Origin of the sequence: Pseudoalteromonas pernae (assembly GCF_039831865.1) — a bacterium.
Classification (GTDB): Bacteria; Pseudomonadota; Gammaproteobacteria; order Enterobacterales; family Alteromonadaceae; genus Pseudoalteromonas; species Pseudoalteromonas pernae.
In genome coordinates this window covers 198,633-214,287 of record NZ_JBDODM010000001.1, presented here as the reverse complement: position 1 = coordinate 214,287, position 15,655 = coordinate 198,633, and the positions used below count along the sequence as shown (strand labels likewise).

Here is a 15,655-nt window from a genome sequence, read left to right as displayed (position 1 = left end):
AAAACAAAACTTAATCGGCTATAAACCAATATTTTTTCAGTTGTTTTGCGCTTTGAACCGTCACTCTGTCAGTATAGAACTCAACTTTCACACCACCTTGGTGTTTTGTTAACCATTGCGTCGCGCCAACGCCTTCATAACGGGCAAACACATCGGCATGTGGCATCCGCCACCCGTAACGGTGACTACTTGAATGTATAACGTGACGCGGATGTATGGCCTCAATAAACTCTTTGCTTGAAGACGTTTGACTCCCATGGTGCGGGCTTACGACAACATCTACTCGCTCTAATACACCTTGCTCGACAATGCGCATTTCCTCACGAGTAGTTATATCACCAGTCAGTAACAGCGATTGGCTACCATCACTGATGTAGACAACGCACGAGCTTGCGTTGTCGCTGCGTTGTGAATCTTGCGGCCAAAGTACCCTGATGTGTAAACCCTGCCATTGTAGCGACTGCTTTTTACATTGAGTGATGTCATTTGGGTGAAACAATACCAAGGTATCGCCATAGCCTGCTTCTAACCAATGCCCTAATCCGCCTTTATGATCAGAGTCATTGTGCGAAATAATTGTATGCGAGACCTCTAATTCTCTTGACTTGATATGGGGTAACAGGGTGTTTTTTACAATGGAGTATTGCCCGAAATAACTCGCCCCTAGATCATAAACAATCGCTTTGCCGTTTGAACTGATCACCACGCTCAATCCGTGGCCAACATCCAATATATCAGCACGCCATATAGGCTGGGTGACAGCGTTATAACTACAGTAGGAAACAGTAATGACAGCGGCATAAACGCAAGGATAGACAGAGCGTAGATAAACACTGACAAAAACGACTACATAGCTGCCAATCACACCCCAAAGCGGAAATTGTCCCTGCTCCATCCATATTTTGTGCTCAAAGGGAGCAACTAATTCAAAAAGACCATTGAGTACAACATCTACATAACCGAGCAAGATAAGAAGCAGCTCAGGGAACCCAAATAGCACATTCATCAATAACAGTGGCAACACGATAAAGCTCACCGTAGGTACTAAAATCACATTGGCAAAGGGCGACACCAGTGACATTCCGCCAAAAGCCCATAACGTAATGGGCGCCAATATCAAAAATAGGCTCAGTTGCACTAGAAGATAGCGTGTGAGCACTGCTCGTCCTTTTGTCAGTGACAAGGTTGCAAATATTGCTGCAACCGCACAAAACGATAACCACATGCCGATATCGAGCAAGGAAAATGGATTAAAAAGCACAACCGAGGTAAAGGCTACTAATAAGCTCTTTAGCAAACTGTATTGAGCGTGACTCAAGTACAATAAAGTAAAGACGCTCAACATTAGCCATGCTCTTTGTGCGCTTACCGGGAAATCACACAGGAACACAAAAAGGCCACACAGCGCCAACGCCACAGCGGTTATCATTTTGTTTAAGTGTTGATGTTGATTGACGCGACGCATAAATATGCGTGCCAACAGATAACTCATTATCTTTAGCACATAGAAGCACAAGCCAAATACTAAAGCGATATGTAATCCTGATATTGCCAGCAGGTGAATTGTCCCCGTGTTTCTAAACAGTGTTAATTGCGTAGGCGCTATATCACTGCGATCCCCACTTAGCAAAGCCAGGTAAACACCGGATAATGCAAAGTTACCCAGTTGCTCATCCAACCACTGATGATATCGAACCCGCACAGACGCTTTAGTTCCTTCAAGCACGTGCATGGATTTTGGTGAAGAGGCTACAAAAATGAGTCGTTGGGTAAACCCATAAAGGCGCGAATCACGAACCCCATAATTGACCCGCCAGACCTTATTGCGGATCCGGGCGTGAAATATAATCTCATCACCCACTTTCAGCACGCTCTCTTGTGGCACCGAGAATGAGACGAGAAACGTCTGATGAAAAGGAACGTTGTACCCAGATATTCGTTGCAATTTAGCGGTAACAAAAGCCTGTCGCTCAGTGCCGCGTATTTTATGTACCACAGCGGCAACGTCATGCTCGTAGTTCTCTATTTTAGGTCCATTCCAATGAAAAAAAATATAAAAATAGACTATTGTGTATACGATTCCGAGTGCGCAAAAACGCAAGCAGCCGATAAAATAACCATTCTTGATACGAATAATGACCAATATCATTAATATTGTAAAAAGTGCTAGCAGTGATGGGGTGAAAAGTGACAAAATACAGCCGAATGAAAACCCACTGCACACCGCACTAGATGTACAGGGCCCCATCCAATGGCGAAGAAAACCATTCAACGGTTCTTACCCGATCACAATAAGATAAAGCAGATAAAATCGCTGCGTATATTTGGGCGACTGTTACATGATGCCAATTTGTGGCACCTCAATAGGCGCTCTGCGCGTGGCGCATTTTCGGTCGGTTTGTTTTTTGCGTTCATCCCTGTTCCTTTTCAGATGCTATTATCTGCAGCCGTTGCGATTCCATTTCGCGTAAATTTACCTCTTTCTATTGCACTAGTGTGGATAACAAACCCACTAACGATGCCCCCAATTTTCTACTTTTCATACTTGGTTGGTACATGGATACTCGGGCACCCACAACAAGAATTCTATTTTGAACCAAGCTGGCAATGGTTAAGTGACAGCTTAACGACTATTGGTCCCGCGTTCTTACTCGGCTCAGTTGTCTGTGGCGCCGTCGCCGCACTCTTAGGTTTCGTTTTGGTCGACGTGTTATGGCGACGCAGTGTTAGAAAAGCCTGGAGTGCGCGCCGTTAATCAATGGCGAAATAATATCGTTCGATTTCTTCCTTGCACTTTTGCTTCATACAATGCTTTATCAGCATCCTTAAGAAGCGATCCCAAATTACATTCTTCCCCTTTCAAACTTGCTAGGCCACAGCTAAAGGTCAAAGAAAATTGTTGGCCATCAAACTCCAAGATTTGTTGCTCTACGTGATGTCTAATATCCTCAACCGCTTGCACCGCCTCATAGCAATACGTATCAGCGAAAGCGATGGCGAACTCTTCCCCACCTAGCCTTGCAAATACGGCACGATTACACAGCTGATCTGACACAATTTTAGCAAATGTCTTTAATGCATAGTCCCCAGCGGCATGGCCATAGCTGTCGTTTATCGATTTAAAGTGATCAATATCAATGATGCCAATGCTCAGTGGCGTTTTGTACTGCCGACTGCGCTCCACCAGCCAGTCCATATCATTGGTAAAACGATAGCGATTTTTAATCTGTGTCAATGTGTCGGTATTGAGCAAGTGCTCTGTTTGGCGCTCTAACATCACCAAATCTGACACATCACGAATAAAGGTGTAAATATATGTTTTCCCTTCAAGCTCAATGGCATTGATCTGCAAATCTATATCAAGCTCTTTATTATCTTTGGTAAGCGCTTTAAGCCTAATAAAGTCTCCAAGAATATTCGACTTGCGAGTCGACCTGTAGACTTCCTTGGAATGCTTAGCAAAATCTCTATTGCTCGGAACAGTCAGTAAATCATGGGGGTCTTGACCTTTAACTTCATCAAAACTGTAACCAAACATACGCTGTGCAGCACAATTCCAAAACACGATTCCATCGTCTATGTCAGCAATAACGACAGCATCACTGTTGTTTTCGATAATGGCTTTAAAAAGATGCTGGTGCAAAAGCAGCCTCTGCTAATTGGGTTATAGTTATTACTATCAGGATAGTACCCAAAATGTAGCAATGACAAATGAGGCTCGCTGTAAAATGAGATAAGCTTGTTGATGGATTGGTAAATTAACGAAGTGGATAAGTAGAGGATTAAAATCGCCCCACCGAGATTAGCGGAGCGATTCGCAAGAAGCCTTCAACCTAACGATTAGGTGAAGGCTATCACTTATAGGATATCTAGAAGCTCGATATCAAAGATAAGTGTTGAGTAAGGAGCAATTGCAGCACCTGCACCACGCTCACCGTACGCTAGGTCGTGAGGGATGTATAAACGCCATTTTGAACCAGCTGGCATCATTTGAAGCGCCTCAGTCCAACCTCTAATTACTCCGCCTACTGGGAATTCAGCAGGTTGACCACGCTCATAAGAGCTGTCGAACGTCGTACCGTTGATAAGAGTACCGTGGTAATGCGTACGTACTGTTGAATCAGCTGTTGGCTTTTCGCCTTCGCCTTGCTCGATTACTTCGAATTGAAGACCAGATTCAGTCACAGTTACTTCAGCACGCTTTGCGTTTTCAGCAAGGAAAGCTTCGCCTTCTGCTGCAAGAACTTTTGCTTCTTCTTCACGACGCTTTTGAATTTCAGCGTTAATTTCTTCGAAAGCAGCTTGAATCTCAGGGATTTCTACTTGAAAGCTCTCACCCGTGTAAGCATCTTTCATACCTTCAAATACAGAATTCAGGTTCAAACCTTCGAATGGATTAGCTTTAAGTTGCTCACCCATTTGTAAACCAATACCGTAGCTCGCTTTATCAGCGTTAGTCGTAAATTTATCAGACATAAAGTCGTCCATCTTTTATTTAAAATACAAAATTCGCACACAGGGTAACATACTCACCAGTGAACGTCAGGTTGATGACCAGTTTCAGTAATTAATTTGATTCTTTTGCAGATATTTTGGCCATTTTCTTCGCGAGGATTGGCGCCAGCCAAGTAAATACCACTAATGAAACGATAAGGTACGCCCACAACCACATCGGCATTTGCACAAACCAGGGCCACACCAACACCCCGAACACTACAACCCCAAAACACCCCGTTAATAGCGCACACAAGGCTGCAAGTTGCGTTTCATATTTGGCAATAAGGTGTGCCACTAGGGCATTAAACACAGCAAAACATGCCAGTGTTGAGAGGATGTCTAGTTGGGCATCATTGACCATGGAATTAACAACATCAAGACTCATCGCATAGAAAAATGCCAGTGCGAACCAGAAGAAAATACGCATCGGTGCTGCCATCAATTTAACTCCACTGATTTTAAAAATGTTATATCACTATAACGAAAAAAACCGCCTCGAAGGCGGTTTTTAGGAATGAGTTGGCGGAGAGATAGGGATTTGAACCCTAGATACGCTATTAACGTATGCCGGTTTTCAAGACCGGTGCTTTCAACCACTCAGCCATCTCTCCGAATGGCGCGCATACTAGTGGTTTTTAATATCAATGTAAAGACCACAAACACTAATTATTTCAATAATATTGTTTTGGTCGTTTAGCGATGAACGCACAGATCACACAGCCAATTAATGCCACAATGGCAAACACAACACTTTGAATAAGTAGTTCACCACGATGCTGTTTACTCGCAGGTATAATTACCAAGGTAAGTGCAGGCAAAACTGCGACACCGAGCACATATGCCGTAACTTTCAACGCGCGGAGAAAATCATATCGCTTCGAATATAACATCCAGCTGGAAACAAGCACGACAACCGTCATGGCGCTAAGTGTAATAAATAAAGGTGCTTTCGTTGCCATTGCAACGTAGGTGGTGAGCAAGGCTCCCAATATGCCCCAAACTGTCCATAAGCCCCAACGCTCTTTTTCTCTTAAGAATAAGTTACCCATTGATTCTTATCTTCTTATTATTTTGTTAGTTACAATTTTGTACAAAACTTACCCTAACAAAATTTGTTCAGTTACAAAACCACCAATTCGAAATTAGTGACGAAAAAGATACGATAACAGAGCCGAGATTAATCTAGGATGACAAAAAAGCCCCAATACTATGGGGCTTTTATTAATTTGCTGTTAGATAGAATTGGAAAAATACTCTGAGATGGCGTGACGACGTTTCTTGGGGCAGTCGACTGTTGGTGTGCCCAAATACAAGAAGCCGATGATTTCATCATCATCACCTAACCCGAGTTCCTTTTTAACATACGGAGATGTTGCATAACTACCAGTACGCCATATGCCACTTAACCCCTGCGCATAAGCTGCTTGTTGCATCGCAAATGTAGCACAAGAAGCACTAGCGATTTGTTCAACGCGTGGCACTTTATCGTGCGGTTTGTATTTCATTATGCAAACAATCACCATCGGGGCTCTGTCAGGTAATGATGCTGCGCGAGATACAGCACGCTCCCCCATATCTTCATGGATTGCCGCTTGCTCAAATATTTCACCAAGGCGTGTACGGTTTTCATCCTCGAGGACGATAAACTGCCATGGCGCTAAATTGGCATGATCTGGAACCCGTAACGCAGCATTTTGGATTAACTCTAGTTGTTTTGCGTTTGGCCCAGGAAAAGAAAGGTGACTGTCAGATTGGCGATTTAGCAATAATTCAGTTGCGAGCATTCTAGAAAATTCACTTCGTTACTATGATAGCCAAAGACTATCACAGTAACTTACTGATAAACACTCGTTGCTTTAAACTGCTCGCCTTCGCGGTGATAAGTAATAATCGATACTTACGAAGCGCCCACCACCTACAAAAAACAGTGACAGCAGCATCACAAAATAGATACTCGCGAATTCAATACCGTTATTGAGGATAACAATGTTCCCCCTGTCGTATAGATAGCTGGGACGGCCATTTTCGGCAACAATTGCTTTGATGGCATCAAGACGAACACTTGCTGCAGCTGAATTATCGAGGCTTTCTTGCGCTTGCTCTATCCCCACCCAATTCAATACCCGAGCGGGGCTAGTTTGAGTATCTGTGGGAGTAATAGCAAACCATCCGTAATCCCAATGCACCATAGTGATTGCCACCACCATAGTGATCATCAAGGGGATCGCTACAAGGCGAGTAAACAACCCAACAAGTAACAGCCATCCCCCTAAAAATTCAGTCCAACCGGCAGCAAAAGCCAGTACATCAGCGAACGGTAAACCCAGCCCCCAGTCACTATTACCAAACCACGCAACAACATTGGGGTCAGCAAGTAGTCTTTCGAGCCATGGCAGTGCTTCGTTACCTAAATTGAGCTTGCTGTATCCAGCCATAATCATCACTGGCGCGAGGATAAGCCGCATAAGTAGCGGCGGAATACCATCAAGAAACGTAAAAGTACTGAGTGTGTTGTCGTATAAGCTTGCAGGGCGTTGCAACATAAAAGGCTCGTAATTCATCTATTTACTATTTGTATAGCACATAGACCTTACGAGCCCACCTTATATTTCATCAAAGCAAAAACAATTGTAAGGCTGAGCAATGACCAAAAACTGTCATTGCTCGTTAACGCTGACCTAGATTTCTCGTGCCACCATCAATGCTTCTTTAATAGCGCGCTTTGCATCAATTTCAGAAGCAAGTTTGGCACCACCTATCACATGCACTTCAGTGCTCATATGCGTTTCTTGCGCTTGTTTAAGCTCAGAATCGTTGGACGTTTGACCAATGCAACCAATCACAGTGTCGACATCGAGAATACGTGATTCGCCGTTAACCGTGATATGCAGGCCCTGCTTGTCAAAACGCGTATATTGGCAACCTGCAATTTGCTCTACACCTTGCATCTTGGCAACTTGGCGGTGGATCCAACCGGTCGTTTTACCGAGGGTACTACCAAAACGCCCTTCGCTTCGTTTGAGCATGTACAGTTTTTTGTCTGTGCGATGGGGCTTCGCTTCTTGCTCAATACCCCACTGCTCTTTGAAGCTTTCGATATTCTGGTCAGTTTGCTCTGTTAAAAAGGCAACCATATCAAAACCAATGCCACCGGCACCAAGAATGGCGACTTTAGAGCCGATTTCAACATCACCACGGATCACTTCATCGTAACGATAAACACGCTTACCATCCGCACACTCGAAGTTTGCAATGCGCGGAGATACACCGCATGCGAAAACCACATCGTCATAGTCTTTTAACATGCTGTGGCTAAATTCCGTGTTCATTTTCAAATCTACGCCTTGACGAACTACTTCATCGCTGAAGTATTTCAGTGCAAGTTTAAAGTCTTCTTTACCTGGCACGCGCATCGCTAGATTGAATTGACCGCCTAACGTATCCGAGCGCTCGATTAAGGTTACCGTGTGGCCACGCTTACGCAGATAAATCGCTGCAGCTAAACCGGCTGGGCCACCGCCAACAACAAGTACGTTCTTCTCTTTGTCGGCCGGCGCTATCGCCAAATCAAGCTCATAGGCCGCCAATGGGTTGACTAAGCATGTTGCACGCTGCCCTTTAAACACATGGTCAAGACAGCCCTGATTACAACCGATGCAAATATTGATTTCTTCAGATTTGTTGCTCGCGTACTTATTGAAAATATCAGGATCAGCAAGCAGAGGTCGTGCCATCGACACCATATCCGCATCGCCTGATGCGAGGATATCGTTAGCAATTTGCGGAGTATTGATACGGTTCACCGCAATAACCGGTTTTGACGTTGCTGACTTTAATCGCTGTGATGCTTCTCTAAATGCACCCGGAGGGACCATAGAAGCAATTGTTGGAACGCGCGCTTCATGCCAACCAATACCCGTATTGAAGATATCAACACCAGCATCGGCCAAAGCTTTAGCTTGTTCGACAACTTCTTCTTTCGTTGAGCCATTGGGCACCAAGTCCATTACGGATAAACGAAACACAATAACAAACTCATCAGGTACTTTTGCACGCACAGCGGAAACGATTTCTTTGGCAAAACGCATACGGTTTTCATTACTACCGCCGTATTGGTCTGTACGTTTATTGGTGTGAGGCGCCATAAACTCGTTAATCAAATAACCCTCAGAGCCCATGATCTCTACACCGTCGTACCCTGCTTTATGCGCCAGTTGCGCACTCTTGGCAAAATCTTTGACTGTACTTTTAATCATCGCCAATGACATTTCTTTTGGCGCGTAAGGCGTAATTGGTGACTTTATTGCGCTTGGTGCACAGCTAAAAGGGTGATAACCGTAGCGACCAGCATGCAATAATTGAATACAGATTTTGCCACCATGTTGGTGCACCGCGTCAGTGTACTTTTTATGCTTAACGACATCGAATATAGAATTAAATGATGAAGCGAAAGGCGACAGTTTACCACGGACATTCGGGCTATAGCCGCCTGTAATAATAAGGCCTACACCGCCTTTTGCTCGCTCTTCGTAGAATGCCGCGAGACGTTTTCTATTGTGCCACCCTTCCTCAAGACCGGTGTGCATAGAACCCATAACTAGTCGGTTCCTAATTTCTCCATGCGCCAGTTTTAATGGTTGTTCTAACATGGCGTTCCCCTTATGGTTAATCTGGTCATACCTGTCTGAGAGTAACTATTTTTCGAGTCACCAGCAAGTATATTCGCGGCCCGGTTGTTTACCGAATTGGCAACCTGTAAATACTTAGTTACTTTTTTCTGTTTAAATTTTTGAAGTCTTTGGGCTAATATGGATGTCTAACCAGTGTGTAGAGCAGAATCTAAAAGTAAGGGTCTGATTTTGATTAAAAAAGCAGTAAAAGCCACCTGGGATGGTATTAATTTTTCCCGTCGCCTAGTGGTCAATATCATCTTCATCGCAATCATCATTGCTATCATCGCTTCGATTAGCAGTGACGACAACGAAATTCTAGTACCAGACGGCTCAGTGTTAACACTTAACCTAAACGGCTATCTGGTTGAACAGAAACGCTATGTCGACCCACTCGATGCCGCACTAGCAGAATCCATGGGCGGTTCTGATGAGCCCGCAGAAATTTTGGTCGATGACGTTGTTGCAGTGATCAATAACGCTGCCAAAGATGCCCGCATTGAAGCCATGCTATTAAACGTGCAAAACCTAGGCGGCGCACATATCAACAAACTAGACGCCATTGCTCAAGCAATTGATGAATTCAAAGCACAAGGTAAGCCAGTCATTGCGTCAGGCTACTACTACACACAAAGCCAATATTACCTGGCTGCACATGCAGATGAAATTAATCTTCACCCTTACGGCGGCGTTTCTATTGAAGGTTTTGGTGTTTACCCAGTGTACTTCAAGGATGCGTTGGATAAGTTAAAAATCACCCAACATGTTTTCCGTGTTGGTACCTTTAAATCGGCTGTAGAGCCTTTGATCCGTAACGACATGTCCCAAGCTGCTAAAGAAGCGAACAAAGAATGGTTATCACATCTTTGGACGCAGTATAAAGATGAAGTTGCAGCTTTACGTGGTTTCGAGAAAACTAACTTTGATGAAACCCTAGATAGCTATTTAGCGAAGCTAGAAACTGTTGATGGTAACAGTGCTGAGTATGCTTTGAAGTACGGTTGGGTTGATGCCCTCAAGAACAACCAACAACTTCGCGAGCAACTGATTGACCTCGTCGGGCTAGATGAAGAAGGTAAGTCGTTCCGTCAAATCGGCTTCAACGACTACCTTGCTTCATTCAAATTACCTGTGTCATTTGATAACCCAATGACTGAAAAAGTAGCGGTTATCGTTGCGAAAGGCACAATCGTTGATGGCCACCGTAAAGCAGGCGAAATTGGTGGTGACAGCACCGCAGCCCTACTTCGTGAAGCCCGCAATGATGACATGGTTAAAGCCGTGGTGTTACGCATTGACTCAGGCGGTGGCAGCATGTTTGCCTCTGAGCTAATTCGTCGTGAAGTAATTGCGCTCAAAGAAGCGGGTAAACCAGTCATCGCGTCGATGGGCTCAGTGGCTGCATCAGGCGGTTATTGGATTGCCAGTGCAGCAAATGAGATTTGGGCGGCACCAAGTACCATTACAGGCTCTATCGGTGTGTTCGGTACCATCATGACGTTCGAAAACAGTGCAGCACAGCTTGGTATTCACTCAGATGGTGTTGCGACTACAGAACTCAAAGGTTCATCTATTTTACTTGGTCTCAATGACAAGATGGCGCAAGCAATTCAAATGAGTGTTGAGAACGCCTACAAGCGATTCTTAGAAGTGGTATCGCAATCACGTGGGTTGTCTGTTGAAGAAGTGGACGAAATTGCTCAAGGGCGTGTTTGGATAGCAACTCAAGCAAAAGAGTTGGGCCTAGTAGATAAGCTAGGTGACAAGCAAGAAGCTATCGAAGCCGCAGCAGCGCTGGCAAGCCTCAAACATTATGATGTGAAACTCATTGAGCAATCACTTTCAGCTCAAGATATATTCATCCAAAATCTCTTTGGCAGTGCCACAATCAAGTCATTGATCAGCGCCAAGGCACCTCATAGCGCATCTGTGGGAGCCGCAATGCAGTTCGATAACTTAGTACAGCAAGTACAGTCACAAGTAGCGACATTGAAAACCTTTAATGACCCAGAAGGTATCTATGCACGTTGTTTAGTGTGTGCTGTAACGGATTAATTTTCGTAAATAAAGTTTGATGTTACGTGAAGTCGTAGCGTCACTCGTTGTATACTTAGCCCGATACTCTCTATCGGGCTTTTTTATGAAACGTAAACGCATTTACATCGCCTACACAGGCGGTACGATCGGCATGAAAAAATCGAGCCAAGGTTACATTCCTGCCGCTGGTTTCTTAACTGAAACAGTTAAAAACAGCGCCGAATTTAACCGTGACGAAATGCCTCTATTCGACATAGAGGAGTATTGCCCATTGATTGACTCTTCTGACATGTCCCCTGCCCACTGGCAAATGATTGCGGATGACATCAAAAATAAGTATCACGATTACGATGGCTTTGTTGTATTGCATGGCACTGACACCATGGCTTATACAGCGTCGGCGTTGTCTTTTATGTTCGAGAATCTGACCAAGCCGGTTATCGTAACAGGGTCGCAAATCCCGCTGTCTCAGTTGCGCTCCGATGGTCAGGTGAATTTGCTTAATGCCATGTACCTAGCTGCAAATTACCCGATTGCAGAAGTCAGCTTGTTCTTCAACAACCAGTTGTTCCGCGGTAATCGTGCAACAAAAATTCATGCAGATGGCTTCAACGCCTTTGATTCACCCAACCTGCCACCTCTGGCAAAAGCAGGGATCAACATTCGTTTATTGGAGGGGCAACTAAGTCCTTACATAGACAACGACTTACAGGTGTCACGCATTACGCCGCAAGCGATTGCGGTATTACACCTTTACCCTGGTATCAGTGCTGATGTAGTTAGCTCAATTATCAATGATGATATTAAGGCGCTTATACTACTTAGCTTTGGTGTGGGTAATGCGCCGCAAAATCATGAATTTTTGAGCTTATTAGAAGACGCCAATGAGCGTGGCATTATTATCATTAACCTGACTCAGTGTTTGCAAGGACAAGTAAATATGGGTGGTTACGCCACAGGTAATGCTCTACTCAATGTGGGTGTCATCAGTGGCTTCGACATGACATTAGAGGCCTGCCTGACAAAATTGCATTATCTATTGAGTAAAAAGGTATCGACGCAAAGCATACGTCACCTGATGCAGGATAACTTGCGTGGTGAGTTAAGCCGTTAATAGATGTTCGTTAACAGGTTAGTTAATACAAAAATGCCGCTAATAAGCGGCATTTTTTATGTCTGTGCAAAAGCGAACAGTTAACGTACTTTCGCGTCAATGTCTGCCAAATCAGTTAAGTGACATACTTCGCCGCTGTGAGTCTTAATACCGTGCTCGCCAAAATAGTCACGTTGCGCTTGCACTAGGTGACCGTTGCTTGGCGTGCTAAGCGTTGCCAAGTAGTTTTGTGTCGCACTTAACACTGGGAATGCCAAACCCGTTGTCACTGCTGCACCTGTCACACGACGAAGAGCTGTGACTTGGGTATCAAGCGTGTCGATAAATTCAACACCTTGTGCGATTTGATCCAAGTAATCAGCTCGGATGATACAACCTGCACGCCATGTTTGTAGCGTCTTCGCAAGGTCAACCTTCCATTGATGTGCTCGAGAAGCCCCTTTGATTAACGCTAAACCTTGGCGGTAGCAAAGCAAACTTGCAAGATGGAATGCATGTTTCAATTCATCCAAATCTAACTCAACCTTTTCGGTCGCTTTAGGTGCATAAGTCATTTCTTTCGCAGCATGTGTATCACCTGTATTAGTCAGGTGACGAGCTTGTACCGCAGCAACCAATGACGGAACTGCAATGCCTAACTCTAACGCGTTTTGAGCAGTCCAAAGGCCTGTGCCCTTGGCACCTACTTTATTGTCGATTAGATCTACAAGTGGCGTGCCTTCATGAGACTCAAGCTTGAGAATATGGCTTGATATAGCAAGTAGGTAGCTATTTAACTCACCTTCTGACCATTGATCAAAAATAGCCGCAATTTCTTGTGGTGATTTACCCGCACCCAAACGAAGAAGATGGTAGATTTCTGCGATCAATTGCATCAGCGCATATTCAATACCATTGTGCACCATTTTTACGAAATGGCCGCTAGCTGATTGACCAACGCGTGCGAAACACGATTCGCCGTTATAGCTGGCAGCCACTTTTTCCATTGATGACTCAATGCGCTCCCAACCACCTTCTGAACCACTGGCCATCATAGCTGGACCATGGCGAGCACCTTCTGCACCGCCCGAAATACCCATAGTGGCAAATTCGAACTTGTTCTGGAATTTAAGCTTACGCGCAATACCGTCTTTGTAATTGCTGTTACCACAATCGACGATAATGTCATCTTTACTTACACCCGCATCAATCAAATCTTGGCATACGCGATCAACGAGTTCACCCGCCGGAACGAGTAATAAGATAGAGCGTGGTGCCTTTAGGCGACGCACCATGTCGTGAAGATCAGAGACTATATGCAAGCGCTCAGCCGTTCCTTGTGTTTTGGCGCAGCTTAGTAATTCTTCACCAGCGTCTGGATTTTTATCATATGCGACAAGCGTGAGCCCTTTCTCGATTAAGTTCAAAGCAAGATTTTTGCCCATCACTCCCAGACCTACTAATGCTACTTGCATTAAGTTTCCTCCTCGGTAAAAACGTATGGCTGGTAAATGATACCGATTGTATCAATGTATGCCGTAATAAATACTCAACCGCAGCGTGCTAAGTTAATGTTATCTCTAATTCTTTGGGATATTATCTACGCCAAAGCAAGAGTATCAATGCACGAGCTTCTAGTTACGACTTAATACAATGGGTATAACCTGATTACGGCGGGCATTATAGGCGAAACTATGTGCCATTCAATCCCCGCTTTGGAATTATATCAAATTAACTCAGAATCTTTGCATAAAGATGCCCACTTTAGTTTTGCGACATAATTGACTGCGACTGACACCGGTGTCATAATGCTGACATAGTGTTAACGAATAATAAGGATATGCAAACTCAAGGTCTCATAACGATTAGAGTTTGCTACCATGCTAATAGAGCAATTACGCCTACGGGAGAATTTGATGCTTAGACGTACAAAGATAGTCGCCACCCTTGGACCGGCTACGGACAGAGACAATAACTTAGAAAAAATTATCCGCGCTGGTGCAAACGTCGTGCGTTTGAACTTCTCGCATGGTACCGCTGCTGACCATCAAAAACGTGCTGACGATGTACGTGAAATTGCCAAGCGCTTAAACGTACATGTGGCTATTCTTGCTGACCTCCAGGGTCCAAAAATTCGTGTCTCGACCTTTAAAGATGGCAAAGTAAACCTTGCTGTAGGCGCAAAATTCACTCTCGACGCCGAACTTGGCTTAGGTGAAGGTAATGAAAACGCCGTAGGTATTGATTATAAAGAGCTTCCTAACGACGTTAAACCTGGTGACTTATTACTATTAAACGATGGTCTTATCCAACTAACTGTCGAGAGCGTTGAAGGTAAACAAGTGCACTGTACTGTTAAAGTTGGCGGTGTTTTGTCTAACAACAAAGGTATTAACCGTCTCGGTGGGGGCCTAACCGCGCCAGCATTTACCGACAAAGACAAAGAAGATTTGATTACTGCAACAAACATCGGTGTTGACTACATCGCCGTCTCCTTCCCTCGCTCTGGCGAAGACATGCGCTACGTTCGTTCATTAGCTGAGAAAGCCGGTTCAAAAGCACAACTCTTAGCTAAAATCGAACGTGCTGAAGCGGTTGAAACAGTAGAAGCAATCGACGATATCATCTTAGCTTCTGACGCTGTGATGGTTGCTCGAGGCGACTTGGGTGTAGAAATCGGTGATGCTGCCCTAGTAGGCAAACAAAAAATCATCATCAGTCGTGCTCGTTCACTCAATCGTGTGGTGATTACAGCAACGCAAATGATGGAATCGATGATCGATAACCCAATGCCAACACGCGCTGAGGTTATGGACGTAGCCAACGCCGTACTTGATGGCACAGATGCAGTGATGCTTTCTGCAGAAACGGCTGCAGGTGATTACCCAGAACAAACTGTACAAACCATGGCTCGCGTGTGCGTAGGTGCAGAATCGCAAAAGGAAACGCACGTTTCCAAGCACCGTTTAGACAGTATGTTTGCTGACAACGCGGAAACCATCGCACTTTCTGCAATGTATGCTGCCAACCATCTAGGCACTGTAAAAGCAATTGTTGCATTGACTGAATCAGGTAACACCTCAAAATTGATGTCGCGTATTTCATCAGGCTTACCTATCTATTCATTGTCTCGTCACAGCCAAACTTTGGGTCAAACAGCCTTATATCGCGGCGTATATCCGGTTTATTTTGATTCAACCAAGTATCAAAAAGACTTTATTGCCACTGAGGCCCTAGCGCGCCTGGTTGAGCTGGGTGAACTACACAGCGGTGACACTGTTATTTTGACTCATGGCGATATGATGGAAACCGTAGGTGCAACAAATACCTTGAAAATTGTCACGGTTCAATAAATAGT

At 44.5% G+C, this 15,655-nt stretch carries 13 protein-coding genes and 1 tRNA gene; 4 read left to right on the top strand and 10 right to left on the bottom strand.

Translation table 11 applies throughout. The annotated features are described in order from the left end of the window. Positions 1-10: 10 nt before the first annotated feature. Positions 11-2,149 (bottom strand): DNA internalization-related competence protein ComEC/Rec2, encoded by a 2,139-nt coding sequence (locus V1358_RS00940; RefSeq protein WP_347392298.1) that lies wholly within the window; start codon positions 2,147-2,149, stop codon positions 11-13. A 102-nt stretch (positions 2,150-2,251) separates the two neighbouring features. Between V1358_RS00940 and V1358_RS00935 the strand changes: the two genes are divergently transcribed. After that, a complete protein-coding gene (locus tag V1358_RS00935; RefSeq protein ID WP_347389412.1) occupies positions 2,252-2,755 on the top strand; it encodes a DUF2062 domain-containing protein in 504 nt (167 codons plus the stop codon). Here V1358_RS00935 and V1358_RS00930 read toward each other — a convergent pair whose 3' ends face one another. From V1358_RS00930 to V1358_RS00895, 8 genes are all read right to left on the bottom strand, one after another. Further along, positions 2,756-3,643: a GGDEF domain-containing protein gene (locus tag V1358_RS00930; protein WP_347392297.1), complete on the bottom strand. Its 888-nt coding sequence runs from the start codon at positions 3,641-3,643 to the stop codon at positions 2,756-2,758. It lies immediately after the preceding gene. A 215-nt stretch (positions 3,644-3,858) separates the two neighbouring features. Continuing rightward, positions 3,859-4,476, bottom strand: a complete 618-nt coding sequence (gene bamJ, locus V1358_RS00925; RefSeq protein WP_347389414.1) for a BamJ family beta-barrel-assembly machinery protein — start codon at positions 4,474-4,476, stop codon at positions 3,859-3,861. 91 nt (positions 4,477-4,567) lie between these two features. After that, positions 4,568-4,936: a hypothetical protein gene (locus V1358_RS00920; protein ID WP_347392296.1), complete on the bottom strand. Its 369-nt coding sequence runs from the start codon at positions 4,934-4,936 to the stop codon at positions 4,568-4,570. Positions 4,937-5,017: 81 nt separating this feature from the next. Beyond that, a tRNA-Ser gene (locus V1358_RS00915) sits at positions 5,018-5,108 on the bottom strand. A gap of 60 nt (positions 5,109-5,168) precedes the next feature. Next, positions 5,169-5,546 carry a hypothetical protein gene (locus tag V1358_RS00910; RefSeq protein ID WP_347389416.1) on the bottom strand — a complete coding sequence of 126 codons (378 nt, stop codon included), beginning with the start codon at positions 5,544-5,546 and terminating at the stop codon, positions 5,169-5,171. 183 nt (positions 5,547-5,729) lie between these two features. After that, complete coding sequence (locus tag V1358_RS00905) at positions 5,730-6,281, bottom strand: NAD(P)H nitroreductase (protein ID WP_347389417.1); 552 nt, start codon at positions 6,279-6,281, stop codon at positions 5,730-5,732. Between the two features lie 72 nt (positions 6,282-6,353). Next, positions 6,354-7,040 (bottom strand): HvfX family Cu-binding RiPP maturation protein, encoded by a 687-nt coding sequence (locus V1358_RS00900; protein ID WP_347392683.1) that lies wholly within the window; start codon positions 7,038-7,040, stop codon positions 6,354-6,356. Positions 7,041-7,175: 135 nt separating this feature from the next. After that, positions 7,176-9,146 (bottom strand): FAD-dependent oxidoreductase, encoded by a 1,971-nt coding sequence (locus V1358_RS00895; RefSeq protein WP_347392295.1) that lies wholly within the window; start codon positions 9,144-9,146, stop codon positions 7,176-7,178. Positions 9,147-9,356: 210 nt separating this feature from the next. Between V1358_RS00895 and sppA the strand changes: the two genes are divergently transcribed. Both sppA and ansA read left to right on the top strand, forming a co-directional pair. Beyond that, positions 9,357-11,222: a signal peptide peptidase SppA gene (gene sppA, locus V1358_RS00890; RefSeq protein WP_347392294.1), complete on the top strand. Its 1,866-nt coding sequence runs from the start codon at positions 9,357-9,359 to the stop codon at positions 11,220-11,222. A gap of 85 nt (positions 11,223-11,307) precedes the next feature. Continuing rightward, on the top strand, positions 11,308-12,318 hold the full coding sequence (gene ansA / locus V1358_RS00885) for an asparaginase (RefSeq protein WP_347389420.1): 1,011 nt from the start codon (positions 11,308-11,310) through the stop codon (positions 12,316-12,318). 80 nt (positions 12,319-12,398) lie between these two features. Here ansA and gnd read toward each other — a convergent pair whose 3' ends face one another. Beyond that, positions 12,399-13,772, bottom strand: a complete 1,374-nt coding sequence (gene gnd / locus V1358_RS00880) for an NADP-dependent phosphogluconate dehydrogenase (protein WP_347392293.1) — start codon at positions 13,770-13,772, stop codon at positions 12,399-12,401. A 441-nt stretch (positions 13,773-14,213) separates the two neighbouring features. On the opposite strand from gnd, the gene pyk reads away from it, so the two are divergent. Then, positions 14,214-15,650, top strand: a complete 1,437-nt coding sequence (pyk, locus tag V1358_RS00875; RefSeq protein ID WP_347392292.1) for a pyruvate kinase — start codon at positions 14,214-14,216, stop codon at positions 15,648-15,650. Positions 15,651-15,655: the final 5 nt, after the last annotated feature.

Coding starts and splice junctions, on each gene's coding strand:
- V1358_RS00905 (WP_347389417.1), bottom strand. CDS start 6,281: ATGCTCGCAACTGAATTATTGCTAAATCGCCAATCTGACAGTCACCTT.
- V1358_RS00910 (WP_347389416.1), bottom strand. CDS start 5,546: ATGGGTAACTTATTCTTAAGAGAAAAAGAGCGTTGGGGCTTATGGACA.
- V1358_RS00935 (WP_347389412.1), top strand. CDS start 2,252: ATGGCGAAGAAAACCATTCAACGGTTCTTACCCGATCACAATAAGATA.
- V1358_RS00895 (WP_347392295.1), bottom strand. CDS start 9,146: ATGTTAGAACAACCATTAAAACTGGCGCATGGAGAAATTAGGAACCGA.
- bamJ (WP_347389414.1), bottom strand. CDS start 4,476: ATGTCTGATAAATTTACGACTAACGCTGATAAAGCGAGCTACGGTATT.
- V1358_RS00900 (WP_347392683.1), bottom strand. CDS start 7,040: ATGTTGCAACGCCCTGCAAGCTTATACGACAACACACTCAGTACTTTT.
- gnd (WP_347392293.1), bottom strand. CDS start 13,772: ATGCAAGTAGCATTAGTAGGTCTGGGAGTGATGGGCAAAAATCTTGCT.
- V1358_RS00920 (WP_347392296.1), bottom strand. CDS start 4,936: ATGGCAGCACCGATGCGTATTTTCTTCTGGTTCGCACTGGCATTTTTC.
- pyk (WP_347392292.1), top strand. CDS start 14,214: ATGCTTAGACGTACAAAGATAGTCGCCACCCTTGGACCGGCTACGGAC.
- ansA (WP_347389420.1), top strand. CDS start 11,308: ATGAAACGTAAACGCATTTACATCGCCTACACAGGCGGTACGATCGGC.
- V1358_RS00940 (WP_347392298.1), bottom strand. CDS start 2,149: ATGATATTGGTCATTATTCGTATCAAGAATGGTTATTTTATCGGCTGC.